The organism is Streptomyces sp. NPDC058291 (genome assembly GCF_042880855.1).
Lineage (GTDB): Bacteria > Actinomycetota > Actinomycetes > Streptomycetales > Streptomycetaceae > Streptomyces.
This window is the reverse complement of the sequence record NZ_JBHVYK010000073.1, coordinates 24,773-39,243: the sequence shown is the minus strand read 5'-3', so window position 1 is coordinate 39,243 and position 14,471 is coordinate 24,773. Positions and strand designations below refer to the sequence as shown.

Below are 14,471 nucleotides of genomic sequence, written 5' to 3'. Positions count from 1 at the left end.
GCCCACGAGTCGTCGTGCGTGTCACATCACCGTCGGTGGCGATCAGGTCATCGAATCTCTCGTGCGTACGGTGCCACGGCGATCCGGTCGATCACGGGGGCGTACCGGGAGCGGAGCAGGACTCCGGGGAAGGTGTCCGAGGCGTAGGTGGTGCCGTCGAAGTCGGGCAGTTCCTCGGAGCGGAAGGTGATGGTGTTGTGTCCCTTCTCGAGCTGGACTGGGACGCTGAGTTCCCAGAAGTTGTTCTGGTGGAAGGTGTGCGGGAAGCCGACGCGTCGTATGGCCCCGCCGTTGACGGTGACGTCGGCGTGGCGGGCGAGCGGGTCCGGGTTGTAGTGGGTGGCCTCGGACTGCTCGGGGTTGGAGTAGCGGATGCGCAGCGCGTACAGGCCGGCCTTCTCCGCGTCTACCGTGAACGTCGCGGTGTTGCCGTTGCCCGGGTCGCCGCCGATCCCGGTGATCGCCGTGCCGTCGGTGGCCAGTGACAGCGGGGTGAGCGTCGCCGAGCCGGCGAGGGTGGCGTCCTGCGCCTCGTAGGTGCGCACCGGCAGCGTGCCCTCGGTGGGTGTGACCGTGAGTCGGTCGACGAGGGTGGTCGACGAACCGCCGGTCACCGTCACCTTGTTGACTCCGCCGGAGAGGGAGACCGCCACGGCGCTGTCGCCCTGGGACAGACGCAGCACGTCGTGTCCGTTGACCGAGAGCCGGGCGCCGGCGCCGCCGAGGGCGTCGATGCGAAGGGTCGATTCGCGGTCGGTGGGGGAGTAGACCCAGAAGGTGGCCGTCTGGTTCTTCGCGATCCGGGCCGCGCCTGAGCCCGTCCGCGCCGGCAGGTCGTACACGGGTTGTGCCCCGCCGCCCAGCCAGGCCAGCTCGCCCTCGTGGACCTGGGCGTCGGCCGAGGCGTTCGGCAGGACGAGGGTGAGGCGGTCGATGATGGCGTCGCCCTTCGTGGCGCGCTTGCCGTCGGCGCTCCTCGCGGCGAGCGTCAGGACGTGCTTGCCCTTGGTGAGCTTCACCTGGGTGTCGGTGTGGTCCCACACCACCCATTTGTAGCCCAGCGGCAGATGCAGCTGCCGTTCGCTGTCGGCCTGGCCGTCCACGCGCAGGAACACGTTGGTGGGGCCCTGCTCCTTGACCTTGTCGAAGGTGTTGAGGGAGTTGGCGAAGACGCTCAGGTCGTAGGTGCCGTCCTCGGGAACGTCGACGCTGAAGTCGAGCGTGACGTCCGAACCGGTGCGCAGGCCGCCCACGTCGTAGCCGCCGGAGGTGTAGAACTTCGACACGTCCGAAGTCGAGCCCTCGGGGCCGTTCCTGGAGTAGCCGGACCCGGTGTGAGCGGCGTCCTCCGCCTCGTAGGAGCCCTGCCAGCGCACCGGCGGGGACTGGGCGCCGGCCGTCTTCCCGGCCGGGCTGAGGACGATCTCGTACGCGGAGGACTCCTTCAGTTTCGGCAGCGAGCCGTCACCGAAGTCGACGGCGACCGTGCCGTCGGCCGCGACCCGCAGGTTGGTCTCCGTGAGCAGCTTCGGGCCGGAGCTGTCGCCGACCTGCCCGCTCCATTCGATCTCGCGGACCCAGGCGTGGACGCTCTTGCCGAAGAGCTTCTTGGGGATGCCCGCGAAGGTGATGTGCCCCTTGCCGGTGGAGCCGCCGAACAGCAGCCGGGCCTGCTTCTTCTTCTCGTCGAGGGTGGCCACGCCCTGCATCGTGTAGTTCTCGCCGGGGAACGGCGGGTTCACCGTCACGGTGTGCCCGCTCATCGAGGCGTACGAATGGAGCAGCCACCACTGGCCGTTGCCGCGGTTGGACTGCACCGCGGAGTCGGAGAGGTTGCCGTCGATGTTCCAGTAGGCGATGTCGGCGTCCACCTTGGACTCCTCGATCGCGGACACCCACTGGATCATCTGGCCGGGTACCGAGGTGTGGTAGTTGAAGGCGTACTCGTTGATGTTGATAGGAATTCTGGCGCCCTCGCGAGCAGTGCCCTTGAACAGCTCCTTCTCCCAGGCGCGGTACTTGGCGACGCTCGCGCGCACCGCCTCCGGGTGGCTCAGCTCGTGCCAGGTGACGACGTCCGGCAGGGTGCCGGCGGCCAGGGCGTGCTGGAGGAACCCCTTGACCTGGTCGTACAGGACGCTGGTGTTGGGTCCGGCGATGCGCGCGTCGGGCATCTTGCCCTTGATGAGCCGGTAGGCGGAGTCCCAGGCGGCGAAGTAGTCGTCCGGGTCGTCGAGCCAGCTGACCTTGTCGTAGCTCCACTGACCCGTGCCGAACATGTTGCCCTCGGGCTCGTTGAACGGCACGAAGACGATGTTGTCCTGGTACTGCTTCGGCAGCTTGAGGACTTGGTCGACCTGCTTGCCGATCTTCTGCTCGTAGAGCTTGAGCTTCTCCTGGGGGGTGCCGCCGGGCCACTCGTACGGGAAGCCGCGGTGGATGTCGGTCATGTAGATGTACACGTCACCGTCGGTGGAGTCGGCCAGTGGCCGGACCACGTCCAGCGCGTCGGCGCCGGGGTGCTGCGGGCCGTCCTGAGCCTTGGTGGAGACGGTGCGCAGGCCCATGCCCTCGATGAGGTTGTTGGTGGGGACGTCCGGTCCGTACACGCCGTAGAGGGTGCCGGAGGCGCCGCCGTGGAACGCGCCGGTGTCCGAGCCGAGGTCGACGGCGAGCTGTCCCTCGCGGACCACGGTGACGGACGCCCGCACGGCCTGTCCGCCCGCGACTCCGGCCACGGTGAAGGCGCCGGGCTGCGCGTACCTGTCGGCCGGCACACGGTCCCACGCGATGGGCGTGTCGCGGTCGTAGCCGTCGCTGAAGGAGGAGCGGACTGCCGTGGGGAGGGCGGGGGCGGTGCCGGTGGTGGTGCGGACCGCGAAGGACGTCCGCGAGAGCTGCTGAAGAGTCGGCAGGCTCCCGCTCGTGCCGGCCACCTGCTCGGGGCTGAGCGCCGAGTGCCACACCGTGAAGTCGTCGATCGCGCCCTTGAGCAACGGGTCCGGCCAGAAGGACTTGCCGATGTAGCCGGCCGCCGTGGCCGAACTGTCCAGCAGTTCCCCGGCTTTGACGGTCGTCTTGGCGGAGGAGACCGCTATGCCGTCGAGGTAGGTGGTGACCCGGCCGGCGGAGGTGTCGAGCGTCACGGTGACGGTCCGCCATCCGTCCGCGGGCAGTGGCGCGTAACCGGAGACCTGCGACTCTGCGGCTCCTCCGCCGGTGGTCACCGCGGTGCGCAGCACGCTGCCGTTGTACGGGGTGGTGAACAGGTACCTGGTGGTGTCCGTGCCCAGATCGAAGATCCGCTGCCAGGAGGACGTGTCACCGCTCCACTTCACGCGGGCCTGGACCGTCAGGTCGTTTGCGTTGCTCAGTACTTCGCGGGGGAGTCGGATGTACGCGCCGTCGGAGGTGGGGGCTCCGCCGGGCAGGGCGAGCGCCTTGCCGCCGTCCGGGCCGGCGACGGACCGGGCGGTGGAGCCGTTCATCAGGGTCGCCGTCAGGCCGTTTCCGGAACTGTCGGTGATCCGGCCCGAGGCGAGGTCGTCCTGGTCGAAGGTGTAGCGGGCGGCGGGCTGGGGCGGATCGGCTGCCCGGGCGGAGACGGCAGGTGCGGCGAGCAGGCCCGCGCCGAGGGCCAGGGCCAGGGCGGCCGGTGCCCGGCGCCGGGCTGACCTGTCAGAGGATGGCATGGATTGCGTCCCTCAATCCTTGAGTGTCGGCAGAGCGTCGAATCGGTTCGATCGTGACGTCGCGGTCACGGCTGGTGCGTCTGACACGGAGAGGCTGGCGCCTCCGCGTCCCCAGGCGTGGTGCGGCGGGGTGCGGAATCCGCCCGGGACCTCGGAAGGATCTCTTCATCGAACCGGTTCGGGGAAGCTAGCACTGGGGATCTCGGCCAGCAATCCCCCCGACCCGAGGAACTCCGGACTTCGGGCGGAAGCGGACAGGCGCGTCAGAGGTGTTGACAGAGGTCCGGTCTGTTCCTACCTTCACTTCACGCGAACCGGTTCGACGACCGGCTCTCGCTCCCGCTCCCCCTCCCACCCCGGCGGCCGGTGAGTGCTCTCTCCCGCGAGGAGTCGAACCGGTTCGATCAAGGAGTCGCCCGTGAACATCGGTGAGATCGCCCGACGGGCCGGTGTCTCGCGCAGCACCGTGTCCTACGCGCTGAGCGGCAAGCGCCCGGTGTCGGACGACACCCGCCGTAAGATCCAGGCGGTCATCGATGAGCTGGGCTACCGCCCGAACGCCAGCGCACGTGCCCTTGCCAACGGCCGGACCAGCACGATCGGGCTGGTCTTCCCGCCGGCGGGAAACCACTACACCGGGATGCAGCTGGACTTCATCGGCAGCGTGGTGGAGGCCGCCGCCACCTACGACTACGACGTCCTGCTGTCACCGAGCGGCATGGACAGCGACCGTTCCTTCCAGCGGCTGCTGGGGGAGCGCCGGGTCGACGGCGCGATCCTGATGGAGATCCGGCTGGAGGACGACCGGGCCGAGCATCTGGCAGCGCTGGACTTCCCCTCGGTCGCCATCGGCCGCACCGCCCATCCGGAGAACAGCTGGTGGGTGGGGATCGACCACACCGCGCTGGCGGCGGCGTGCGTGCACCACCTGGCGGACCTCGGCCACAGCCGGGTCGCCTTCGTCAACCGTCCCGAGCAGCTGCTGCGGGCCGGCTACGAGTCCGCGCACCGCGGCCTGGACGGCTTCACCAAGGCCGCGGCTGAACGCGGAATGACGGCACGGACGTACTGCTGCGGGGACGACGCCGCCTCGGGCCAGGCCTGTCTGGAACGGATCCTGCACGACGACCCGGCCACCACCGCCCTGGTCACCCTGAACGAGGCCGCACTGGGCGGCCTGTATCGAGGCCTCGCCCACGCGGGCCGCCATGTGCCGCGCGACTTCTCCGTCACCGGCGTCGTGGCAGGCCGCTGGGCGGAGACCGTGACCCCCCAGCTCACCGCGGCGGACGTACCGGCGGAGGAGTTGGGCCGGCTCGCCGTCGACCTGCTGGTGGAGCGGCTCGACCACCCCGAGGCGCCGCCCCGGCACCACCTTCTCGTACCGCCCATCTCCCTGCGGGCCAGCACCGGGCCTGCCGGAGCCGCCGCGACGTCCTGACCGCACCCACGCGACACCTCCGACCTCACACAGATCCTTCCCGTCTCATTGGACGCCCGGACCGCTCGACCGTGCCGTTCGCCGCGTCCGTCCCTCCCCGCCGCCCGTGCCTTCGGCAGCGCATGCCCAAAAACAAAGGAACTCCGGCCATGAACAGCTCCTCCAGACAGCGCCGCCTGACCGCCGCCGCCGTGACCGCCCTCGCCGTCGCCGTCGGCGCCACCGCCTGCTCCTCCGGCTCGGGCAGCGCCGACACCGAGGGCGGCGACGGCGGCACGTACACCGTCTGGGACCCCTACCCGCAGTTCGACAAGACGTCCGCCTGGACGAAACTGCTGGACCGGTGCGGCGCCGAGGCCGGCGTGAAGATCAAGCGGACCGGCTTCGACACCAGCGACCTCGGCAACAAGACACTGCTGGCAGCGCAGCAGGGCAACTCCCCGGACGTCCTCATAGTCGACAACCCCGTGGTCTCGACCCTGGCCGAGGCAGGCGTGCTCACCACGACCGACGACAACAAGCTCGACACCTCGAAGGTCGACCCCAACCTGCTCGCCGCCGGCCAGTCGGGCGGCAAGACCTACGGCACGCCGATCGGCGCCAACACCCTCGCCCTCTACTACAACAAGGCCGTACTGAAGGCCGCCGGCGTCGACGTCACCCGGATCAAGGACTGGACGTCGCTCACGGCGGCGCTGGCGAAGGTCAAGACGGCCGGCAAGAAGGGCATCACCTTCTCGGCGATCGGCACCGAGGAGGGCAGCTTCCAGTTCCTGCCCTGGTTCTGGGGCTCGGGCGCCAAGCTGACCGAACTCGACTCCTCACAGGCCGTCTCCGCGCTGTCCCTGTGGCAGACCTGGCTCAAGGACGGTTACGCCCCGAACTCGGTTCTCAACAACACCCAGACCACCAGCTGGCAGGAGTTCGCCAGCGGCGACTACGCCTTCGCGGAGAACGGCACCTGGCAGCTCGCCAACGCCGAGAAGGCCGGCTTCGACTACGGGGTACTGCCCATCCCCGCCACCACGGGCGGCAACGCCGCGGCTCCGACCGGCGGCGAGTTCGTCACCATCCCGGCACAGCAGGACACCGGCCGCTACGCCACCTCGCAGAAGCTGGTGACCTGCCTGACCAGCACCGCCAACCTCAACGACACCGACAACACGTTGTCCTACGTGGCGCCCACCGCCGAGGTCCAGGACAAGCAGGTGGCCGCCAACGCCGCACTGAAGCCGTGGGTCGACGCGGTCAAGGCCGCGAAGGGCCGCACCAGCGACGACCTGGGCATCGAATACCCCAAGATCTCCGAGCAGTTGTGGAAGGCCGTCCAGTCCGCCCTCAGCGGGTCGAAGTCGCCCGAGGACGCGCTGTCCGCGGCTCAGTCCGCCGTCAAGTAGCCCGACCGCAAGGGTCGTTCATGAACCACACGACACAGCTGCCGGACCACCGCTCCGAGCGCGTCCCGAACAGGGCGGCCGACGCCGCCCCGCCTCGCGCCCGCAGCACGAACCGCCGCCGGCCCACCTCCACCCAGTGGGCCGCCTGGGCCTTCCTCGCCCCGGTGACCCTCTACCTCGCCCTCTTCTACGCCTATCCGCTCTACCGCAATCTCGACCTGAGCCTGCGCGACTACACCGTCCGATCCTTCGTTCAGGGCGACGCGCCGTTCACCGGCCTGGCGAACTACCGCACCGTCCTGAACGATCAGACCTTCGCCCCGGCCCTGCTCCACACGGTCGCCTTCACCGCCGTCTGCCTCTTCTTCCAGTACGCCATCGGCCTGGCCCTCGCGGTCTTCTTCAACCAGAACTTCCGGCTCTCGGCCACCCTGCGCGCTCTGTTCCTGGTGCCCTGGCTGCTGCCGCTGATCGTCTCGGCCTCCACCTGGTCCTGGATGCTCAACAGCGACTCCGGCATCGTCAACGCCGTCCTGCACGCGCTCGGCGTCGACCCGGTGAACTGGCTGACCTCACCGTCCTGGTCGCTGACCTCGGTGATCATCGCGAACATCTGGATCGGCGTCCCCTTCAACCTCGTGGTCCTGCACAGCGGGCTGCAATCCATTCCCGCCAGCCTGTACGAGGCCGCCGCCATCGACGGCGCGAACGCCTGGCAGCGCTTCTGGCGCGTCACCTTCCCGCTGCTGCGTCCGGTCTCCGCCATCACCCTGCTCCTCGGGCTGATCTACACGCTCAAGGTCTTCGACATCATCTGGATCATGACCAAGGGCGGACCGGCGGACTCGTCCACCACCTTCGCCACCTGGTCCTACCAGCTCGGCTTCGGCAACCTCCTGCCCGCCTTCGGCCCCGGAGCGGCCGTCGGCAACCTGCTCGTGGTCGCCGCCCTGGTCTTCGGCCTCGTCTACGTCAGAGTTCAGCGGAAGCAGGCCCTGTCATGAAGCGATCGTGGTGGAAAACGGCCATCGGCCTGCTGCTGACCGGAATCATGCTCTTCCCGGTCTACTGGATGATCAACGTCTCCCTCACGCGCGACCAGGACATGCGCAAGAGTCCACCGGACCTGTTCCCCGTCCACGGCACCCTGGCCGGCTACCGCACCGTCCTCGACGAGCAGCTGCCCTACCTCGGCACCAGTCTCGTCATCGGCCTCGGCACCGTCATCCTGACCGTCGCCCTGTCCGCGCCGGCCGGCTACGCGCTGGCCAAGCTGCGCCCCCGCGGCGCGGGCATCCTCAACTTCTTCCTGCTGGCCGCCCAGATGATCCCCGGGATCATCATGGCGATGGGCTTCTACGCCGTCTACCTCCAACTCGGCCTGCTCCAATCCGTCCCCGGCCTGATCGTCGCCGACTCCACCCTGGCCGTCCCCTTCGCCGTCCTCATCTTCACCGCGTTCATGTCCGGCATCCCCGGCGAACTCCTCCAGGCCGCCACGACCGACGGCGCCGGCCCGCTGCGGACCTTCTGGTCCATCGTCCTGCCGATCAGCCGCAACGCCGTCGTCACCGTGTCCCTGTTCGCGTTCCTGTGGTCGTGGTCGGACTTCGTCTTCGCCAGCACCCTGGTCAGCGGCGGCGCCCAGGAACCCATCACGCTCGGCATCTACCACTACATCGGCAACAACAACCAGGAGTGGAACGCCATCATGGCCACCGCCGTCGTGGCCTCGCTGCCGGCCGCGGTGATCCTCGTCCTGGCCCAGCGCTACGTCGCCGCCGGCGTGACCGCCGGCGCCGTCAAGGACTGAACCTCCCCCCTCGTCATGCCGGCCGACCCGCTCGCCCGTCCCCGGCCGCCGCCCCCTGCTCCAGAAACGAGTCACGCCACATGAGTGCCGCCCCGTCCGGCCCGGCCTTCTCCGTCCACGACATCCCGTTCAGCACGTACGGGTCCTGGTTCGACATCTCGCCCGTGGTGGCGGAGCAGACGTACGCCGACGACCTCCACCTCGTCTCGCACCAGAACGGCATGCACGCCGTCCTGCGCCTCGTGCCGCTCGACCCCGCGACGGGCGAGCGGGCCGACACCCGAGTCGACGCGATGCCGGGCCTGTTGAGCTGGACCGGCGAGAGCGGACGCGTCGACCTCGCCTACGAGTCACCGGACACGGTACGACTGCGGGGGAGCGGTCTGGGCATGAGCGTCCATGCCGCCATGCAGACCCTGACCCCGTTCAGCGGAACGTATTTCTTCCACGACCCGGCGGCCGACGCGGATGTGTTCACCTCCTACGAGACCGGCCGCCGCTACCGGGTCACCCTGCTGTCCGGCACCATCGCCGACACGGTGGGATCCCAGGCGCTGGGCGCCGCCGACCGGGGTCTCGCCGTGACCGCGGCTGCAGACGGCGTCTGGGAGCTGGCGATCGAGGAACTCGACACATCCCGCCCGCCGTACGCGTCCGCAGCGGGTTTCGACGACATCGCGGCGTCGGCGCGTAGTGCGTTCACGGACTTCGTGGACGCGGTGGCCCCCTGGCGCTCGGACGCCGCACCGTCCGCCGAACTGGCCGCCTACGTCGTCTGGTCGGCGACCGTGGCGCCGGCCGGCCTGGTCACCCGACCCGGCGTGCTGATGTCCAAGCACTGGATGGACAAGGTGTGGAGCTGGGACCATTGCTTCAACGCCCTGGCCCTGGCGCCCGGCTGCCCCGCACTGGCCTGGGATCAGTTCCAATTGCCCTTCGACCACCAGGACGAGACCGGTGCCCTGCCGGACTCGGTCACCCACTCCGAGGTCCTCCGCAACTTCGTCAAGCCGCCCATCCACGGCTGGGCCTTCGGCCACCTGCGCGGCAAACTGCCGACACCACCCGGCCGGGCCGAACTCACCGAGGTGTACCACCGGCTGGAGCGCTGGACGGAGTTCTGGCTGACCTTCAGACGGGCCCCCGGGGCTGAACTGCCGCACTACCAGCATGGCAACGACAGCGGCTGGGACAACGCCACCACCTTCGACCCCGAGCGGGTGGTCGTCACCGCCGACCTGGCCGCCTTCCTCGTCCTCCAACTGCACGAACTCGCCCATATGGCAGCCGGGTTGGACAGGGAAGACGAGCAGCGGCGGTGGCTGTCCGTGGCCGAGGAGACCCAGGCCGCGCTGATCGACCAGCTCTGGCAGCGTGACAGGTTCGTCGCCCGGGGAGTCGCCACCGGGGCCACCTGGAGCAGCGACAGCCTCCTCGACCTGATGCCCATCGTGCTGGGCGAACACCTGCCCGCCGAGATCAGCAGCGCGCTCGCCGACCGCATCAAGGCCCACCTGACCCCGTACGGCCTGGCCACCGAACTGACCACCTCCCCGCAGTACCTCCCCGACGGCTACTGGCGCGGCCCCATCTGGGCCCCCAGCACCGTCCTGATCGAGGACGGCCTGCGCCGCGCCGGCCACCACCGTCTCGCGGACGACGTCAGCGCCCGCTTCCGTGCCCTGTGCGAGACCCACGGCTTCGCCGAGAACTTCGACGCCCTGACCGGAACGGGACTGCGCGACCGCGCCTACACCTGGACCGCCAGCAGCTACCTCCTCCTCGCGCAAGCGCACACGCACCGAGAGGGCCGCTGACCGGCTAGGACGGTGCCCAGGAGCAAGGCCGCACCGGACACGAGCATCCCCGGCCGCCCGGGCAGCCACGACCGCGCCCGGCCGAGGGCCGGCGTGCGGCTCAGGACCGTGCGCGCGGTGTCCGTGGTGGTCCGCGGGGCGTTGCGGGACGACGGGAGCAGCAGCGGCACCAGGGCCACCAGCGCGGCGAGCCGGCCGCGGCCGCGCTCTTCCCAGTCGGGCCCGTAGGCGGCGCCGGCGGCCGCCTCCAGTTCCCTGAGAAACGCCTCTGCGTCTTCGGGGCGTTCCGTCGGGTCCTTGGCGAGGCCGCACCGCACCAGGGCGCGCACCGCCTCGGGGGCCTCGTCGGTGGGGATCGGCGCATCGACGTCCTGCAGGGTGAGTTCGGCGAGGTTCTCGCCCGGGTAGGGCCTGTGGCTCGTCAGACACTCGAAGAACGTGGCGGTGGCCGCGTACACGTCGGCGGCGGGTGAGGCGGGGGCGCCGGTCCACTGCTCCGGGGCCATGTAGGAAGGCGTCCCCGCCGCGCCGGCGCCCGCGCCGACGTCCACCGCGATCCCGAAGTCGACGAGCCGGGACGATCCGTCCGGTAGAACCAGGACGTTCTCCGGCTTGTAGTCACGATGGACGACGCCGACGCGGTGGGCGTCGGCCAGCCCGAGCAGCGATTCCTTGAGGATCACGAGGGCGCCCTCGGGGTCGCTGACGCGGCAGACACGGCAGACACGGCGAACCCTTGCCGCATGCGGATCCCGCTGCGGCGCGACGGGCATGATGAAGGCATGACCGACCGCGACGATTTCCTGGTGTGGGTCAGGACCGCCCTGCACGATGCCGAGCTGGCGCTGCACAACGGCGATGCGGCCCCGCGTCGGGCGCTCTGGTCGCGCAACGAGCCGGTGAGCGTCCTGGGGGCGTGGCGCAGCGCCCACGGTCAGCAGGAGCTCGACAAACTCTTCAGCGCCCTCGCCAAGACCTTCTCCGACTGCAGGTCGTTCGTCTTCGAACTGCAGACGTTCGACGTTTCCGGGGACATGGCCTATACCGTCGGTCTTGAGCACACCTCAGCCGTCGCCGACGGAGAACCGCGCGCGTACACGTTGCGCGCCACCCAGGTGTACCGCCGCGAGGACGGCGAGTGGAGGGTAGCTCATCGTCATGCCGACACGGTGAACGAGTGAGGCCAGGCGGCGGCCATACAGCCGTCGTCCGCCAGGAAGCTCGAGTGAATTTCTCGACTGCGCAGGTCGCGACGCGTACCTCAGTGGTGCACGGCTTAGGGTCCGTACGTGGCACACACCTTCGAAGAACTCGTGGAGAAGCAACGCGCCGCCGATCAGGCGCACGCGACCGTCCAGGCCCTGCGCGACCAAGGGGATCCGCCGGCCTACGACAGCGCGTGGCAAGCATGGCGCGACCTGGTCCAGCACGTGCAGGCCGCGGTCACCGAGCATGCCCAAGAGCGGGGCGCGATGCGGGCCGGGGTGGAGCTTGAGGTGAAGAGAGCGGTCCGGCACACGGGGTAGCGGGCGCGCAGGGCACCTTCTTCCAGGCTGCCCCGGGCGCCGCCACGGACGTCGGCGTCCCCGTGGGGTTGCGCAGGCGGGCGCGGTCCTCCTTCGCCATGATCCGGCTGCCGTAGCCGTAGCCGTAGCCGTAGCCGTAGCCGTAGCCGTAGCCGTGGCGGCGGGCCCAGTCGACGTCGTCCTGGACATAGCCGAGCGGCCGGCTCTCCTCCAGGCTCAACGACTTCACCTCCCAGAAACGGAAACCCCGCTTCCTCATGCAGCGCGTGATCAGGTGCCGCTCGGCGTCGGAGATCCGCAGGTCCTGGGCGAAGGTGAGCTTCTCGCCGGCCGTGGCGGCCCCGGCCTCGCGGCCGGTGGCTTTGTAGGTCAGTTTTGAGGCCAGTGGTGGGTGGGTTCTGACTCCAGTGGTGTCGGCGGACAGTTGATGTCGGTGAGTTCTGACCCTGCTGGCCAAGACCATCGCCCGCTACGGCCGCGTCGACCTTCTCTGTATTGATGAGTTGGGGTATATGGAGCTTGATCGTCGTGGGGCGGAGCTGCTGTTCCAGGTATTGACGGAGCGTGAGGAAAAGAATTCTCTGGCGATCGCCTCCAACGAATCCTTCGGAGGTTGGACCAAAACCTTCACGGATCGAAGGCTTTGCGCGGCCGTAGTGGACCGGCTGACGTTCGGCGGGGACATCATCGAGACCGGCACAGACTCCTACCGGCTGGCCGCCACCCGCGCCCGCACCGCACAGCAGGCCGCCGCGCTCGCCGCGGGCTGAAGAAGAGGTGGAAGGGGTTTGGTCCCTGTTACGAAGAGACCCGATGGCCAACACCGCATCCACCGACCCTGACCACCTTACCCGCACCCTTCGCCGAGGCCTCGCCCACATCCAGCGCCGCCCGGGACTCATCGACGGCTGCCTCACCGAAACCGGCCCGACCCTCAACCCCGGCACCCGAAGCCAATCCGCCAAGGTCAGTAGTCATCCACCGCTCTGGCGAGCGGCTTTGCGAAGCGAGTCCCACAGGGTGTCGATGTGGTCGGGCAGCGTCGTCGTCGCGCCGATGGCGACGCGAATCGCGAAGTGACCGTTGACCGATGTGTGCGTGAGGAAGGAATGCCCTTCGGCGTTGACCGCCTCCATTGCTGCCTTGGTAGCGGCGTCGTCGGGGCGCCCTTCCCGGTCGACGAGGTACAGACATACGAGTGCCAGTGATGGCGGGGTGGCCAGGGCGAAGCCCGACTCGCTCTCAATCCGGCCGGCCAAGGAGTTGGCCATGGCGACGTGGCCGCGGATGCTTTCGCGCAGGCCTTCCAGTCCGGCGCCGTGCACCACCGACCAGATCTTCAACGCACGCATACGACGGCCCAACGGGACCTGCCAGTCGCGGTAATCGATGACTTCGCCCGATTCGGTCGCAGCGTTACGCAGGTACTCCGGCGTGATGGACAACGCTGTAGGCAGCGCTCGGGCATCCCTCACCCACATGAACGAGGCGTCGAAGGCTGTGTAGAACCACTTGTGTGCGTCGGTGCAGAACGAGTCGGCAAGGTTCACGCCGTCCAGGAGCCAGCGGAACTCGGGACACAACGCCGCGACTCCTGCCCACGCGGCGTCGACGTGCACCCACGCCTCGTACGCACGCGCTGCCAGCGCGACGTCTCTCACGGGGTCGATGGCACCCGTGCCGGTTGTTCCCACGGTCGGGCAGACCATGACCGGCCTCTTTCCGGCGGCCGCGTCCTTGGCCAGCATGTCTGCCAGGGCATCCGCCGACATGGACAGCGTGCCCTGGGTAAAGGGGACGATCCGCAATGCTCGCGCGCCGAGCCCGGCCACACGCACGGCCTTGGCCAGTGACGAGTGGGTCTCGGCAGTGACGTACACCATCTCGGTGCCGTCCACGCCGTGTTCGCGCCAGTCCGGGTTGCTGCGCTGCAGCGCAGCCAGCAGGGCAGCCAACGATGCCGACGAAGCCGAATCCTGCAGCGAACCGCCTCCGCCTCCGGCGAAAGTGAACTCGCGACCAAGGCCCAGGGCATCCGCCAGGCCGTCGAGCAGGACCTGCTCGATCTCCGTCCCGGCCGGCGATGTCGACCAGAGCATTCCCTGCGCCCCGATCCCGCCCGATGCGATGTCACCGAGGAGCGACAGCAGGGACGCGTTCGCTGGGAAGTAGCCGAAGAAGCCCGGGTGCTGCCAGTGGAGCGACGAGGGGACGACCACGTCGTTGAGCAAGGCGATGAGATCATCGCCCAGCGCCTGGGACGGCTGCTCAGGCAGTTCACGAGGAAGCTGCGCCTTCACGGAGCCCGGTGAGACCTTCGGCCGCACGTGCAGGGAAGGGAGCGAGGTGCGGTATTGGGCGACCCAGTCGACCAACTGGTGGCCCTGGCGGCGGAATTCATCTGGCTCAAGATCAGGCATGCTCTGTCCTAAGAGGTGGTGGTGGTCATGACGAGGGCTGAGCGCCCACCTGAGCGCTGGGGACGATCAGGTGTCCGGGGCGAGCCGGCCGCTACCGGATTCAGAGGGCCTCGATGCCGCGTACCGACTGGTGCCGCACCAGAGCCGGTCGTCTACAGTTGTAGATTAATAGCTCCAATGTAATCCCTTATGGGGTCGCTGGGAAGGGGGGCGCCATGGGCCCCTCTCACGGCGACCGGGAATGACAGCTCTTCGCCCTCGCTCCGTGCGCCCCTGCCGCGAGCACGTGGCGTAAGAGGTTCACCAGGTCACAGGGTTGGGTCTGTGGGTCACACGACCCCTCGGACTCATCCGCCGTGAGGCCC

At 69.0% G+C, this 14,471-nt stretch carries 9 protein-coding genes and 2 pseudogenes; 7 read left to right on the top strand and 4 right to left on the bottom strand.

Going from position 1 to position 14,471, the window contains the following annotated elements; genetic code table 11:
- Window positions 1-47: 47 nt before the first annotated feature.
- Window positions 48-3,692, bottom strand: a complete 3,645-nt coding sequence (locus ACFVYK_RS29085) for a LamG-like jellyroll fold domain-containing protein (RefSeq protein WP_389779153.1) — start codon at window positions 3,690-3,692, stop codon at window positions 48-50.
- A 418-nt stretch (window positions 3,693-4,110) separates the two neighbouring features.
- Between ACFVYK_RS29085 and ACFVYK_RS29080 the strand changes: the two genes are divergently transcribed.
- From ACFVYK_RS29080 to ACFVYK_RS29060, 5 genes are all read left to right on the top strand, one after another.
- Window positions 4,111-5,133 carry a LacI family DNA-binding transcriptional regulator gene (locus tag ACFVYK_RS29080; protein ID WP_389779152.1) on the top strand — a complete coding sequence of 341 codons (1,023 nt, stop codon included), beginning with the start codon at window positions 4,111-4,113 and terminating at the stop codon, window positions 5,131-5,133.
- Window positions 5,134-5,282: 149 nt separating this feature from the next.
- The gene (locus ACFVYK_RS29075) at window positions 5,283-6,530 is read left to right on the top strand and encodes an extracellular solute-binding protein (RefSeq protein ID WP_389779150.1); all 1,248 of its coding nucleotides are present in this window, start codon (window positions 5,283-5,285) and stop codon (window positions 6,528-6,530) included.
- A 20-nt stretch (window positions 6,531-6,550) separates the two neighbouring features.
- On the top strand, window positions 6,551-7,534 hold the full coding sequence (locus tag ACFVYK_RS29070) for a carbohydrate ABC transporter permease (RefSeq protein ID WP_389779148.1): 984 nt from the start codon (window positions 6,551-6,553) through the stop codon (window positions 7,532-7,534).
- On the top strand, window positions 7,531-8,343 hold the full coding sequence (locus tag ACFVYK_RS29065; protein WP_389779147.1) for a carbohydrate ABC transporter permease: 813 nt from the start codon (window positions 7,531-7,533) through the stop codon (window positions 8,341-8,343). The genes ACFVYK_RS29070 and ACFVYK_RS29065 overlap by 4 nt, the downstream gene beginning before the upstream one ends.
- 80 nt (window positions 8,344-8,423) lie before the next feature.
- Window positions 8,424-10,160 (top strand): amylo-alpha-1,6-glucosidase, encoded by a 1,737-nt coding sequence (locus tag ACFVYK_RS29060; protein ID WP_389779145.1) that lies wholly within the window; start codon window positions 8,424-8,426, stop codon window positions 10,158-10,160.
- Between the two features lie 5 nt (window positions 10,161-10,165).
- On the opposite strand, the pseudogene ACFVYK_RS29055 reads toward ACFVYK_RS29060, so the two are convergent.
- Window positions 10,166-10,861 (bottom strand): annotated as a pseudogene (locus tag ACFVYK_RS29055) (serine/threonine-protein kinase); the annotation flags it as partial.
- A gap of 42 nt (window positions 10,862-10,903) precedes the next feature.
- On the opposite strand from ACFVYK_RS29055, the gene ACFVYK_RS29050 reads away from it, so the two are divergent.
- The gene (locus ACFVYK_RS29050) at window positions 10,904-11,341 is read left to right on the top strand and encodes a YybH family protein (protein WP_389779144.1); all 438 of its coding nucleotides are present in this window, start codon (window positions 10,904-10,906) and stop codon (window positions 11,339-11,341) included.
- Window positions 11,342-11,603: 262 nt separating this feature from the next.
- Here ACFVYK_RS29050 and ACFVYK_RS29045 read toward each other — a convergent pair whose 3' ends face one another.
- Window positions 11,604-12,143 carry a hypothetical protein gene (locus ACFVYK_RS29045; RefSeq protein WP_389779142.1) on the bottom strand — a complete coding sequence of 180 codons (540 nt, stop codon included), beginning with the start codon at window positions 12,141-12,143 and terminating at the stop codon, window positions 11,604-11,606.
- Here ACFVYK_RS29045 and ACFVYK_RS29040 point away from each other — a divergent pair.
- Window positions 12,136-12,456, top strand: a pseudogene (locus tag ACFVYK_RS29040) (ATP-binding protein); the annotation flags it as partial. The gene ACFVYK_RS29045 and the pseudogene ACFVYK_RS29040 overlap by 8 nt on opposite strands.
- A gap of 204 nt (window positions 12,457-12,660) precedes the next feature.
- On the opposite strand, the gene ACFVYK_RS29035 reads toward ACFVYK_RS29040, so the two are convergent.
- On the bottom strand, window positions 12,661-14,106 hold the full coding sequence (locus tag ACFVYK_RS29035; protein WP_389779141.1) for a pyridoxal phosphate-dependent decarboxylase family protein: 1,446 nt from the start codon (window positions 14,104-14,106) through the stop codon (window positions 12,661-12,663).
- Between the last annotated feature and the right edge of the window lie 365 nt (window positions 14,107-14,471).

What these genes read in the sequence shown, in the direction of transcription:
- ACFVYK_RS29085 (WP_389779153.1), bottom strand. Translation starts at nt 3,692, where the DNA reads ATGCCATCCTCTGACAGGTCAGCCCGGCGCCGGGCACCGGCCGCCCTG.
- ACFVYK_RS29075 (WP_389779150.1), top strand. Translation starts at nt 5,283, where the DNA reads ATGAACAGCTCCTCCAGACAGCGCCGCCTGACCGCCGCCGCCGTGACC.
- ACFVYK_RS29070 (WP_389779148.1), top strand. Translation starts at nt 6,551, where the DNA reads ATGAACCACACGACACAGCTGCCGGACCACCGCTCCGAGCGCGTCCCG.
- ACFVYK_RS29065 (WP_389779147.1), top strand. Translation starts at nt 7,531, where the DNA reads ATGAAGCGATCGTGGTGGAAAACGGCCATCGGCCTGCTGCTGACCGGA.
- ACFVYK_RS29060 (WP_389779145.1), top strand. Translation starts at nt 8,424, where the DNA reads ATGAGTGCCGCCCCGTCCGGCCCGGCCTTCTCCGTCCACGACATCCCG.
- ACFVYK_RS29050 (WP_389779144.1), top strand. Translation starts at nt 10,904, where the DNA reads ATGCGGATCCCGCTGCGGCGCGACGGGCATGATGAAGGCATGACCGAC.
- ACFVYK_RS29035 (WP_389779141.1), bottom strand. Translation starts at nt 14,106, where the DNA reads ATGCCTGATCTTGAGCCAGATGAATTCCGCCGCCAGGGCCACCAGTTG.